The organism is Nocardioides nematodiphilus, assembly GCF_020216525.1.
GTDB classification, from domain to species: domain Bacteria; phylum Actinomycetota; class Actinomycetes; order Propionibacteriales; family Nocardioidaceae; genus Nocardioides; species Nocardioides nematodiphilus.
Window position 1 is genome coordinate 160,166 of sequence record NZ_JAIWOY010000006.1, and the last position, 12,488, is coordinate 172,653.

The 12,488-nt window shown below is 69.5% G+C and carries 12 protein-coding genes; 9 read left to right on the plus strand and 3 right to left on the minus strand.

Annotated features, from left to right (window positions below; all coding sequences use genetic code 11):
- The first annotated feature begins 107 nt into the window (after positions 1-107).
- The 8 genes from KSO98_RS12030 (at position 108) to ettA (ending at position 8,301) form a co-directional block, all read left to right on the plus strand.
- Positions 108-1,748 (plus strand): YfjP family GTPase, encoded by a 1,641-nt coding sequence (locus tag KSO98_RS12030; protein ID WP_225285843.1) that lies wholly within the window; start codon positions 108-110, stop codon positions 1,746-1,748.
- A gap of 58 nt (positions 1,749-1,806) precedes the next feature.
- Positions 1,807-2,760 (plus strand): rhodanese-like domain-containing protein, encoded by a 954-nt coding sequence (locus tag KSO98_RS12035; RefSeq protein WP_225285844.1) that lies wholly within the window; start codon positions 1,807-1,809, stop codon positions 2,758-2,760.
- Between the two features lie 7 nt (positions 2,761-2,767).
- Positions 2,768-3,577, plus strand: coding sequence for an ABC transporter ATP-binding protein (locus KSO98_RS12040; RefSeq protein ID WP_225285845.1), 810 nt, complete (start codon positions 2,768-2,770; stop codon positions 3,575-3,577).
- Positions 3,574-4,218 carry an ABC transporter permease gene (locus KSO98_RS12045; protein WP_225285846.1) on the plus strand — a complete coding sequence of 215 codons (645 nt, stop codon included), beginning with the start codon at positions 3,574-3,576 and terminating at the stop codon, positions 4,216-4,218. Before KSO98_RS12040 ends, KSO98_RS12045 begins: the two co-directional genes overlap by 4 nt.
- Complete coding sequence (locus KSO98_RS12050) at positions 4,215-4,868, plus strand: ABC transporter permease (RefSeq protein WP_225285847.1); 654 nt, start codon at positions 4,215-4,217, stop codon at positions 4,866-4,868. Before KSO98_RS12045 ends, KSO98_RS12050 begins: the two co-directional genes overlap by 4 nt.
- 17 nt (positions 4,869-4,885) lie before the next feature.
- Positions 4,886-5,839, plus strand: a complete 954-nt coding sequence (locus KSO98_RS12055; RefSeq protein WP_225285848.1) for an ABC transporter substrate-binding protein — start codon at positions 4,886-4,888, stop codon at positions 5,837-5,839.
- Positions 5,840-5,981: 142 nt separating this feature from the next.
- Entirely contained in the window at positions 5,982-6,527 is a 546-nt protein-coding gene (locus KSO98_RS12060; protein WP_225285849.1) for a single-stranded DNA-binding protein, read from the plus strand.
- A gap of 61 nt (positions 6,528-6,588) precedes the next feature.
- On the plus strand, positions 6,589-8,301 hold the full coding sequence (gene ettA / locus KSO98_RS12065; RefSeq protein WP_263642688.1) for an energy-dependent translational throttle protein EttA: 1,713 nt from the start codon (positions 6,589-6,591) through the stop codon (positions 8,299-8,301).
- A 57-nt stretch (positions 8,302-8,358) separates the two neighbouring features.
- On the opposite strand, the gene KSO98_RS12070 is transcribed toward ettA, so the two are convergent.
- From KSO98_RS12070 to KSO98_RS12080, 3 genes are all read right to left on the minus strand, one after another.
- On the minus strand, positions 8,359-9,543 hold the full coding sequence (locus tag KSO98_RS12070) for a ScyD/ScyE family protein (RefSeq protein ID WP_225285851.1): 1,185 nt from the start codon (positions 9,541-9,543) through the stop codon (positions 8,359-8,361).
- Between the two features lie 118 nt (positions 9,544-9,661).
- On the minus strand, positions 9,662-10,141 hold the full coding sequence (locus KSO98_RS12075; RefSeq protein WP_225285852.1) for a MarR family winged helix-turn-helix transcriptional regulator: 480 nt from the start codon (positions 10,139-10,141) through the stop codon (positions 9,662-9,664).
- A gap of 60 nt (positions 10,142-10,201) precedes the next feature.
- Complete coding sequence (locus KSO98_RS12080) at positions 10,202-11,413, minus strand: acetyl-CoA C-acetyltransferase (RefSeq protein ID WP_225285853.1); 1,212 nt, start codon at positions 11,411-11,413, stop codon at positions 10,202-10,204.
- A 142-nt stretch (positions 11,414-11,555) separates the two neighbouring features.
- Here KSO98_RS12080 and KSO98_RS18930 point away from each other — a divergent pair, with 142 nt between their 5' ends.
- A complete protein-coding gene (locus KSO98_RS18930) occupies positions 11,556-12,455 on the plus strand; it encodes an acyl-CoA thioesterase (RefSeq protein WP_225285854.1) in 900 nt (299 codons plus the stop codon).
- Positions 12,456-12,488 lie beyond the last annotated feature (33 nt).

Here is a 12,488-nt window from a genome sequence, read left to right on the forward strand (position 1 = left end):
CGCGCGCCGCGTCCGTCCGACTCTGCTCGAGTGGAGCAACGACTGACCGATTGAGCGTCTCGGCCACTAGTGTTGGCCGCGTCCGCACCGACCGCTGAAGGGGAAGCATGTCGTCGCTCGATGGAGTCCAGCTGCCGCAGACGTTGGGAGCCGACATCAGCGACCGCCTGAGCGGGCTCGCCGAGGCGGCCGACGCCGCCCAGGGTCGGCTCGACGACGGCCTGGTCAGCGAGGCCCGTGGCATCGCCGAGCGTGCCGTCGGCCGGATGAAGCTCTCCTCGGAGCACACCGTGGTCGGTATCGCCGGCGCGACCGGCTCGGGCAAGTCCTCGACGTTCAACGCGCTGACCGGTTTGGAGCTCTCCGCTGTGGGGGTGCGCCGCCCGACCACCTCGTGGGCCACGGCGTGCGTGTGGGGCGCCAACGGCGCCCGCGAGCTGCTCGAGTGGCTCGGCATCCCGGACCGTCACCAGACCACCCGCGACTCGATGCTCGACACGCGTCGCGAGAGCAACGAGCTCGACGGCGTCGTACTGCTCGACCTGCCAGACCACGACTCGACCGAGCTGTCCCACCACCTCGAGGTCGACCGCCTGGTCTCCCTCGCCGACATGCTCGTCTGGGTCCTCGACCCGCAGAAGTACGCCGACGCCGCGATCCACGATCGCTACCTCGAGCCGCTCAAGACCCACGACGAGGTCATGGTCGTGGTGCTCAACCACATCGACAAGGTGCCGGAGGAGCGTCGTGAGTCGATGATCGCCGACGTGCGCCGCCTGCTCGACAACGATGGCCTGCAGAAGGTCCCCGTCATCGCGGTCTCGGCCCGCCTGGGCTGGGGCATCCCTGAGCTGCGCGCGGAGATCGCGAAGCGGGTCGCGGACAAGAAGGCGACCAAGGCGCGCGTCGAGGCCGACGTGAAGACCCTCGCGGGTCGCATGCGCGAGGCCTCCGGCGACGCCCAGCCCAAGCGGCTCGATCAGGCCCGGATCGACGGCCTCGACGAGGCGATCGCCGAGGCCGCGGGCGTCCCGACCGTGGTCGATGCCGTGGAGCGCTCCACCCGGCTGCGCGCCGGCCGCGCGACCGGCTGGCCGCTGATCTCCTGGGTCTCCGCGCTCAAGCCCGACCCGCTCAAGCGTCTCCACCTCGACCTGGGCGCGGAGGGCAAGCTCCTCACCGGCTCGGCGCGCACCTCCGTGCCGGAGGCGAGCGCCGTCCAGCGCGCTCGCGTCGACAGCGAGGTGCGGGCACTGGCGGACGAGACCGGCTCCGGTCTCGGCGAGCCGTGGCAGGAGTCGATCCGCGCCGCCTCGGTGTCCAAGATCGGCGACCTCAACGACCGCCTCGACGCCGCCCTCGGGTCGGTCGACCTGGGCGCCTCCCGGCTCCCGGTGTGGGCCCACCTCTTCCGGCTGCTGCAGTGGCTGCTGATCCTGGCCGCGATCGGCGGCGGCGTCTGGACGGTCGCCGCGCTGGTCTCCGGCGGTCTCGACGACGTCCGCAAGGTCGCCGGCGTCGCGCTGCCCCTCGCGATCCTCATCGGCGCCGTCGTCCTCGGCATCGTGCTCGCGATCATCGGGCGCATCCTGGTCGCCGGTACAGCACGCACCCGGGCCGCCACGGCGGACGAGCGCCTGCGCGACGCCGTCGCCAGCGTCTCCCAGACGCTCGTCGTCGAGCCGGTCCAGGCCGAGCTCGCCGCGTACGCCCGGCACCGTGAGGGGCTCAACCGCGCCCTCAAGTGAGCGCCGACACGCTTTGTTGATGTTTGTCTAGCAATTAACTAGAGATATAGTCGGCGGCATGTCCGCCGAAGTCGTCGCACTCCCCGCCGCGCGTCATCTGTCCCGTGCCGAGCTCGCCGAGCTCACCCGCCGCTACGCCGAGGAGGTCCGCGAGGGCCGCCACGAGGTCGTCGCCGAGGACGAGGAGCGCTGGCACGTGCGCCTGCACTGCGACGACGTGGCCGATGTCTGGCTGATCAGCTGGACGGAGTCCCAGGGCACGGAGCTGCACGACCACGGCGGGTCCGCCGGGGCCTTCACCGTCGTGGCGGGCAGCCTCACCGAGTCCGTGTGGTCCGGCTCGGCCGTCGAGGGCCGGCTCCAGGACGCCGAGCGCGGCGTGGGGGAGACCGTCACCTTCGGCGAGCACTACGTCCACGACGTGCGCAACACGTCCGGTCCGATCGCCGTCAGCGTGCACGCGTACTCGCCGCCGCTCAGCCTGATGAACTTCTACGAGGTCTCCGACGGCGGCCTTGAGCGGCTCGCCAGCAGCTGGACCGACGACCCCGAGCTCGGCACGCCCGCCTTCCGTACGGTCGACGAGATGCTCGACGCGGCCCGCGCGGGCATCACGCGACTGACGCCCGACGCCGCGGCCCGAGCCATCTCCGAGGACGGCGCTCGCCTGGTCGACATCCGGCCCGCGTGGCAGCGCGCGGTCGACGGCGAGGTGCCCGGCGCCGTGATCATCGAGCGCAATCACCTCGAGTGGCGCCTGCATCCGGCCTCCGACGCCCGCATCGACGCGGCCCGCGACGGCCAGCGCTGGATCGTGCTCTGCACCGAGGGCTACACCTCCTCGCTCGCGGCCGCCTCGCTCGCCTCGCTGGGCATCCCCGCGGCCGACATCGAGGGCGGGATCAAGGGCTGGGAGGCCGCCGGACTTCCGGTCGTACCGGGTGGCACGGCGGTGGAGCAGATCGTGCCCAGCCACCGAGACACTCCCGCAGCGGTCCCACACGCGTCATGATGACTGCATGATCGAGTATCGATCCGTCGCGAAGACCTTCCCCGGCGGAGCCGAGGCGGTGCGCGACTTCAGTCTCGTCCTGCCCTCCCGTACGACAACCGTCCTGGTCGGTTCATCCGGCTGTGGCAAGACCACGCTGCTGCGGATGGTCAACCGGATGGTCGATCCGTCCAGGGGCCAGGTGCTCATCGACGACGTCGACGTGGCCACCCGCAACCCCGTCGAGCTGCGCCGCTCCATCGGCTACGTCATGCAGCACGCCGGCCTGCTGCCACACCGGACCGTGGTCGACAACGTCGCCACGCCGCTGCGGCTCGGAGGAGTGGCGCGCCGCGAGGCGCGGACCCGTGCCCTCGAGGCCCTGGAGCGCGTGGGGCTCGATCCGGTGCTCGCCCGCCGCTACCCGACCCAGCTCTCCGGCGGTCAGCAGCAGCGCGTGGGAGTGGCGCGTGGGCTCGTCGCCGACCCCAACATCCTCCTGATGGACGAGCCCTTCGGTGCCGTCGACCCGATCGTGCGCGCCGAGCTCCAGCACGAGCTGGTCCGCCTCCAGCACGACCTCGGCAAGACGATCGTCTTCGTCACCCACGACATCGAGGAGGCCTTCCTCCTCGGCGACCAGGTCGTCATCCTCAAGAAGGGCGGCGAGGTCGCCCAGGTCGGCTCGCCGGCCGAGATCCTGGCCTCGCCCGCGGATGACTTCGTGCGGAGCTTCGTCGGCCTGGACCGCGGTCGCCGCACGCTGCGGATCGAGGAGGTCGACGGACGACAGGTCGTGGTGGATGCCGACGGGCGTGCGACGGGCGTCCTGGCGTGAGGTGGTTCCTCGACAACTGGACCGACATCCGCGGCCTGGCCTGGCGCCACCTGTGGCTCTCGATCGTCCCGGTGGTGCTCGGCTTCGTGCTCGCGGTCCCGATCGGGTACGTCGCGCACCGCTGGCGACTCGGTGGCAGCGCGCTGGTGAGCATCGCGAGTGTCGTCTACACGATCCCGTCCCTGCCGCTGCTGGTGATCCTGCCCAGCCTGCTCGGCACCACCTTCCTCGACCCGACGAACGTCATCGTCGTGCTGACGATCTATGCCGTGGCGGTGATGGTGCGCTCCGCGGCTGACGGCTTCGGCAGCGTCTCCGAGGCCGTGGTCGACGCCGCCCGGGCGTCGGGCTACTCGGCGTGGCAGCGCGCGGTGCAGGTCGAGCTCCCGCTCGCCGGCCCGGTGCTGCTCGCCGGCGTACGGGTGGTGTCCGTCTCGACGGTGAGCCTGGCGACGATCTCCCCGCTCATCGGGGTCAGCAACCTCGGCTCGCTCTTCACCGACGGCTTCCAGCGCTCCTTCGCCACCGAGATCGTCATCGGGATCGTCTGCGTCGTCGTGCTGGCACTTCTCCTCGATCTGCTCTGGGTGCTGCTCGGCCGGGTCGCGATGCCGTGGCTGAGCGTGCGGGGTGCGCGATGAACGCGTTCTCCGGTGGACTCGACTGGCTCGCGACCAGCGCACACTGGCACGGCGACGACGGCTTCCCGCACCGGATCGTGCAGCATCTCGGCTACACGGCCCTCACCGTGGCGATCGCCTCGGCGATCGCGCTGCCGCTCGGCCTGTGGATCGGCCACACCGGCCGGCTGAGGGGGCTGGCGATCGCGGTGACCGGCGCACTGCGTGCGCTGCCCACCCTCGGGTTACTGACGCTCGTGGTGATCTGGCGCGGCATCGGTCTGACACCGCCGACGGTCGCACTCGTCGTGCTGGCGATCCCGCCGCTGCTCGCCGGCGCGTACGCCGGCCTGGAGTCCGTCGACCGCGCCACCACGGATGCGGCCCGCGCGATCGGCATGACCGAATGGCAGGTGCTGGGGCGGGTCGAGGTCCCGCTCGCGCTGCCGCTCATCCTCGGCGGCGTGCGCGCCGCCGTGCTCCAGGTGATCGCCACCGCGACCATCGCGGCGTACCCCGGACTCGGGGGACTGGGTCGGTTCATCATCGACGGCCTGGCCGTCCGGGACTATCCGCAGATGGTTGCGGGTTCCCTTGTCATCGTCGCCCTCGCCCTGATCCTCGACGGGCTGTTCGCCGTCACCCAACGTGCCCTCTACCGTCACCAATGAAGCAAAGGACCGACACCATGAAGATCACCCGCTTGGCCCTCCCGGCGCTGGCCGCCACCGCTCTGCTGTCGCTGGCCGCCTGCGGCAGTGACCCGACCAACACCGCCGGGACCAACACGTCCTCGGGCGACAGCACGACCGCCTCCGCGAACGGCGCGAAGCCGATCGTGGTCGGCTCTGCTTCCTTCGGTGAGAGCGAGATCCTTGCCGAGATCTACGCGCAGGCGCTGAAGGCGAAGGGCATCGACGCCTCCACCCACCTCGACATCGGTGCGCGTGAGGCGTACATCGGCGCCCTCAAGGACGGCTCGATCTCGCTGTTCCCGGAGTACAGCGGCAACCTGCTGACCTTCCTGGACCCCAGCGCCTCCGCGACGGCACCCGATGACGTCACGGCGGCCCTCACCTCCACGCTGGCCTCCAAGGAGCCCGACCTCAAGGTCCTCACGCCGTCCGCGGCCGAGGACAAGGACTCGCTCAACGTCACCGCTGACTTCGCGGCGAAGAACAACGTGCATTCGATCGCCGACCTCAAGGGCATCGACGGCCTCTCGCTGGCGGCCAACCCGGAGTTCAAGACCCGGGCGTACGGCCTCCCCGGCATGGAGAAGCTGTACGGCATCACCGGAGTGAAGTTCACGCCGATCAACGACGGTGGCGGCCCCGCGACCCTCAAGGCGCTCACCTCGGGCAAGGTCGACGTCGCGGACATCTACTCGACGACGCCGTCGATCACCGAGAACAAGCTGGTCACGCTCGAGGACCCGCAGCACCTCATCGCCGCGCAGAACGTCGTCCCCCTGATCCGGAGCGACCACGACAACGCCGATGTCGACGCGGTGCTCAACGCGGTCTCGGCCAAGCTGTCCACCCAGGCGCTGCTCGAGCTGAACACCACCTTCAACGGCTCGGACAAGCCCAAGGCCGCCGACGTGGCGGCCGACTGGTTGAAGGCCAACGGTCTGGCCTGACCCGTCCACTTTCTCTCCACAATCCACCTCCGGACCCGGATCTCCACAGCCCTGCTGTGGGGGTCCGGGTCTTGTCGGTGCGGGCTCGCATGCTCGTTCTCGTGCAGCGGACGCTGCGCATGAACCTGACAAGGAGAGCACCATGAACGAGTCCCACATCACCGTCCACGGCCACGTCGTCGCCGCCCCGGTCGTCAAGAAGGTCGGCGAGCACACCGTCGCCAACTTCCGCATCGGCGTCACCCCGCGCCGCCTCGACAAGGCCTCCGGCCAGTGGCACGACGCCGAGACCCAGTGGTACGCCGTCAGCGCCTGGCGCCAGCTCGGCGAGAACTGCGGGATGGCCCTGCGCAAGGGCGACCCCGTGATCGTCCAGGGCCGGCTCGCGGCTCGCACCTGGATCAACGCCCAGCACGCGGAGGTGGTCGCGCACGACATCGAGGCGACCTTCGTCGGCCACGATCTGCGCCGCGGGGTGAGCCACTTCTACAAGACCGCCGCTCCCGAGTCCGCCGCCGACGCTCAGGCACCCGGACAGCAGCCCCACGACGTGCTGCCCGAGCCGAGGCTGCCCGGCGACCTCGAGCAGCTCGTCGCCGGTGACGGCGACGTGCCGCGGGAGAAGGCCGGTCCGGCGGACTGGAACGCGCCGCTGAGCGACGCTCCCACCTTCGCCGGCGCCGCCTGAGCGGGCGGGGGCACCGGTCCCGGATCGGAGGCTGCGCCCAGGTGGCCCCCGATCCGGCCCGATGCCCGGTTTCCAACTAGGCTTCCGCTCCGTGGCTGAATACATCCTCTCCCTGCGCAACGTCCGCAAGGCTCACGGCGACAAGGTCGTCCTCGACAACGTGACGCTGTCGTTCCTGCACGGGGCGAAGATCGGCGTCGTCGGTCCGAACGGCATGGGCAAGTCCTCGCTGCTGAAGCTGATGGCCGGTCTCGACCAGCCGAACAACGGTGACATCGTCCGCGACCAGGACGCCACCGTCGGCATGCTCCAGCAGGAGCCGCCGCTGACCGAGGGCAAGACGGTCCTCGAGAACGTCGAGGAGGCTGTCCACGACATCAAGTCGAAGATGAAGCGCCTCGAGGAGGCGTACGCCGAGATGGGCGAGCCCGACGCCGACTACGACGCCCTGATGGCCGAGACCGGTGACCTCCAGACCTACCTCGACAACATCAACGCCTGGGACGTCGACTCCAAGCTCGAGCAGGCCATGGACGCCCTGCGCTGCCCGCCGGGGGACGTGCTCGTCGACAACCTCTCCGGTGGTGAGCGCCGCCGCGTCGCGCTGTGCAAGCTCCTCCTCCAGGAGCCCGACCTGCTGCTCCTCGACGAGCCCACCAACCACCTCGACGCCGAGTCCGTCCAGTGGCTCGAGGGCCACCTCAAGACCTACAAGGGCGCAGTCCTGGCCGTCACCCACGACCGGTACTTCCTCGACAACGTCGCCGAGTGGATCGCCGAGGTCGACCGCGGCTCGATCCACGGCTACGAGGGCAACTACTCCACCTACCTGGAGACCAAGAAGGAGCGCCTCAAGATCGAGGGCGCCAAGGACGTCAAGCGCGCCAAGATGCTCGAGAAGGAGCTGGAGTGGGTCCGCTCCAACGCCAAGGCCCGCCAGACCAAGTCGAAGTCGCGTCTGGCCCGCTACGAGGAGCTCGCGGCCGAGGCTGACAAGGCCCGCAAGATCGACACCGCCGACATCAACATCCCGCCGGGCCCGCGGCTCGGTGACATCGTGATGGAGGCCCACAACCTCACCAAGGGGTTCGAGGGCCGCATCCTGTGGAACGACATCTCGTTCACGCTGCCGCGTGCCGGCATCGTCGGCGTCGTCGGGCCCAACGGCGTCGGCAAGACCACGCTCTTCCGGATGATCACCGGCAACGAGGTGCCCGATGCCGGCGAGCTGAAGATCGGCCAGACGGTGAAGATCTCCTACGCCGACCAGAGCCGCGCCAACATCGACCCGAAGAAGAACGTCTGGGAGGTCGTCTCCGACGGCCTGGACTTCATCAAGGTCGCCAACTTCGAGATGAACAGCCGCGCCTACGTCGCGTCGTTCGGCTTCAAGGGGCCCGACCAGCAGAAGATGGCCGGCGTGCTCTCCGGTGGTGAGCGCAACCGCCTCAACCTCGCGCTCACGCTCAAGCAGGGCGGCAACATGCTGCTCCTCGACGAGCCCACCAACGACCTGGACGTGGAGACGCTCTCCTCCCTCGAGGACGCGCTGCTCGAGTTCCCCGGCTGTGCCGTGGTCACCTCCCACGACCGGTGGTTCCTCGACCGGATCGCCACCCACATCCTCGCCTGGGAGGGTGACGACGAGGATGGCGGCAAGTGGTTCTGGTTCGAGGGCAACTTCGCCTCGTACGAGGAGAACAAGATCGAGCGCCTCGGCATCGAGGCCGCCCGTCCGCACCGCGTCACGCATCGCCGCCTGACGCGCGACTGACGTCGATCGACGACCAAGCGCCCCACCGGATCGGTGGGGCGCTTCGTCGTTCTCGGATCAGCGGCGGTAGCGCACCAGCTGACCGGCCGGTGCCTGGCCCGTGCTCGGGTCGGTGCCCGAGAGCACGTTCTGGGTGACGTACAGGCCGCGTGGTGTCCACTCGACCTCACCCGGACCGGTGGTGTGGATGATGTCCTTCACCCGGGCCTTGCCGTGTCGGCCCAGCATCACCTTGGACACCACATCGCCGAAGAGCTGGGCGACGTACAGGTCCCCACGCGGGGTCACCGCGAGTCCCGTCGGGCCCAGCAGGCCGCGTGCGACCAGCCGAGGCTGCTTCGCGTGATGGGCGGCGTGGATCGCGAAGACACTGCCGCGGGCACCCAGCTGCGGTCCCTCGGGTCCGCCCGGCAGGCTGCTGACGTACACGGTCCCGTCGGAGCCCACCTCGACGTCGGTGGGGACGGGCTCGAAGTAGTACGTCGTTCCGACGAAGCACGGGTCGAGTCCCATGCCGGCTGCTGCGGGCGCGGTGATGACCAGGGGGATGGGAGGCAGCGTCGCCACGGTGCGGATGATCCGTCCGCTCGGCGACACCATCAGCAGGTCGTTGCCCCCGGCATCGGCGACGTAGGTCCAGCCGTTGCGCAGGGCATAGGTGGCGTAGGGGTGCGAGTCGACCCCTCCCGGAGAGATCGCCGGGCCGTTGTCTGCCGTCGGCCACTTCGCCAGGCAGGCGGCGTCCGTCGCGTTGCTCGGGTCAAGGTCCGCGAACCCGTACGTGGCGTGCTGGTCGGGGTTGTGCCGCACCTCGTACTGATGCAGGTCGGCGATGGTGCGCGCATGGCCGGACCGAGTGAGCATCTTGAGCCAGCTGCCGCTGTTCTCGTGGGTCGTCTCGTCGCTCTGGGTGACCGTGAACAGCAGGTGCCGGCCCGCGAGCGAGAGACCGCCGACCTCGTAGCCGTGCGGCTCGGTGTAGATCGTCCTCTTCTTCCCGCTGGGACTGATCCGATCGATCTTGCCGGCGAAGTTCTCCGATACGTAGGCCGTGCCCTGCGGGCTCACGGCGGCTCGCAACGGTGACAACAGGCCGCGTGCCAGGACGTGGTGGCTCGCGTGGTGCGAGTGGTGGCCCGCATGGTGCGAGGCGTGGAGGGCGGACGCCGCGGGCGCTACCGCGAGCGTGGTGGCGACACCGACGGCCAAGGCCGCCGAGGTGAGCTGGGGGAACTTCGACATGCGGGTGCCTCCCTGGAGCAGAGATGAATACTCCTGAGGTTGCACCCGGCGGTCGCGGAGCTACATCCCCTGCTCTGGGTATTCGCCGGATACGGCGAGGGGTATCCCGACGCTGCGATCAGCGGATGTCGCAGGCCGGATTGTCCACGACCAGCTTGTCGGCGACGGTGTTCATCACGCGGCCGACCGCCTCGAAGTCGTCGGGGTCGCACAGGTCGACGAGATACTCGCGCACACCGGTGACGTGCAGCGGAGCAGCGGTCCGCAGCAGGTCCATGCCCTTGTCGGTGAGGTAGGCGTCCACACCGCGGCCGTCGACGCGCGAGGTGCGCCGCTCGACCAGGCCGGCCTTCTCCATCCGGGCGATGGTGTGGGTGACCCGCGAGCGCGAGTGGCCCATCGAGCTCGCCAGCTGCGCCATCCGCAGCACGCCCTCGGACTCCGAGAGACGGACGAGCATCTCGTACTCGGCCAGGGAGAGGTCGTGCTCCTGGCGCAGATCGGCGTCGAGCCGATCCAGCAGCAGCGTCATCCCCATCACGAGGCCGCGCCAGGACCGTTGCTGAGCGGCATCGAGCCAACGCGTTTCCTCACTCACCCGAGTGAGTTTAAAGGGAGTTGGCCCGATGCCGTCTCACAGGTTCAAGAATTCACACGCTCACATGCGCTCGAGGATGAGCGCCATGCCCTGGCCGCCGCCGACGCACATGGTGATCAGGCCGGTCGACTTGTCGTGGAAGTCGAACGAGTTGAGCATCGTGTTCTGCAGGCGGGCGCCGGTCATGCCGAAGGGGTGGCCGACCGCGATGGCGCCGCCGTTGACGTTGAGGCGGTCGATGTCGATGCCGAGGTCCTGGTAGGACGGCACGACCTGCGCGGCGAAGGCCTCGTTGATCTCGACCAGGTCGATGTCGCCGATGGACATGCCGGCGTGCTTGAGCGCGTTGCGGGTCGCCTCGACCGGGCCCAGGCCCATGATCTCAGGGGAGAGGCCGGACACGCCGGTGGAGACGATCCGGGCGAGCGGCGTGAGGCCCAGCTCGGCTGCCTTGGTGTCGGACATGATCACCACGGCGGCCGCGCCGTCGTTGAGCGGGCAGGAGTTGCCGGCGGTGTTGACGCCGTTCTCGCGGAAGACCGGCTTGAGGCCGGCGATGCCCTCGTACGTGACGCCGGCGCGCGGGCCGTCGTCGGTGGACACGACGGTTCCGTCGGCGAGGGTGATCGGGGTGATCTCGCGCTCCCAGAAGCCGTTGTTGATCGCCTTCTCGGCGAGGTTCTGCGAGCGGACGGCGAACTCGTCGAGCTCCTTGCGGTCGAGGCCGCGCAGGGTGGCGACGTTCTCCGCGGTCTGGCCCATCGTGATGTAGACGTCGGGCACGAGGCCGGCGTCGCGCGGGTCGGTCCACTTCTCGTTGGAGGCGGCCAGCGCCTCGGTGCGCTTCATGGCGTCGGCCATCAGCGGGTTCTCGGCGCCGTTGATGTCGCTCATGCCGTTCGCGAAGCGGGAGACCGCCTCGACGCCGGCCGAGATGAAGATGTCGCCCTCGCCGGCCTTGATCGCGTGGAAAGCCATCCGGGTGGTCTGCACCGAGGAGGAGCAGTAGCGGTTGACCGTCGCACCCGGCACCATGTCGAGGCCGAGCAGCGTGTTGACGACCTTGGCCATGTTGTTGCCGGCCTCGCCCGCGGGCTGGCCGTTGCCGAGGTAGACGTCCTCGATGCTGGTCGGGTCGAGCGCCGGGATCTTGTCCAGCGCGGCCTTGATGGCGAACGCCGCGAGGTCGTCCGGTCGGAAGTCCTTGAGCGAGCCCTTGAACGCCCGGCCGATCGGCGTACGGGCAACGGAAACGATGACGGCCTCAGGCATGGCGCACTCCAGTTACTGAACAGTAGGAATCGAGTGATGAGAACAATAGTGCCCGGCTGCCGGGTGCAGGGAAAGTGACCGGATAGTGCTCGTGCTTCGGGTGCGCGACCGGGGTCGGTGCGACGTTTGCGAGGATCGGAGCGTGCGACACCGCTACGAGTGCCCGATGCGCTGGGCCGACCTCGACATGCTCGGCCACGTCAACAACGTCACCTACGTCGACTACCTCCAAGAGGCGCGGGTCGACATGCTGCGTGTCCACGCCCGCAGCCCGATGACGGATCCGCTGGCCGAGGGCGTGCTCGTGGCCAGCCATCAGGTCACCTACCTCGAGCCGCTGCTGTTCGACCACGCGCCGGTGTACGTCGACGTCTGGGTCACCGAGATCCGGGCCGCGTCGTTCACGATGGCGTACGAGATCTTCCGCGAGGGCCCTGCTGACGAGCACGGGGTCGCGGCGCGCACCGTCTACCTGCGGGCCTCGTCCGTGCTCACCCCGTACCTCTTCGCCGAGGCGTGCCCGCGGCGCCTGACGCCGGACGAGCGGTCCGCGCTCGAGGTCTACCTCCACCCCGAGGCCGTGCTGCACCCGCACCGGATCGAGGTCGGCGAGGCTCGCCCGACCGAGCTGGGGCACTACCCGGTGAAGGTCCGCTTCTCCGACGTCGACGTCTACGGGCACGTCAACAACGTGAAGTTCTTCGAGTACTTCCAGGAGGGCCGCATCGCCATGATGGCCCGGCTGCGCGAGCAGGGCAGCGCCGCGCGCGACCTGCACATCGTGGTGGCGCAGGCCGACATGGCGTTCCGCGCCCCGATGGAGATGCGACCCGAGCCGTACGACCTGCACGTCTGGGTCGCCCGGGTCGGCTCCAAGTCGCTCGTCTTCGACGGTGAGATCGTCGATCACGCGGGGGAGAGCCCGCTCGTCCTGGCCCGCAGCCGGGTCGTGCTCGTCTTCTTCGATCTGGCCACCGGTCGCTCGGTCGCGCCGCCCGAGGATGTCCGCACGGCGCTCGAGGCGCTGACCCGGGAGCCGTGACGCGGGATCCCCGGGCGATGTGATTAGGCTGTG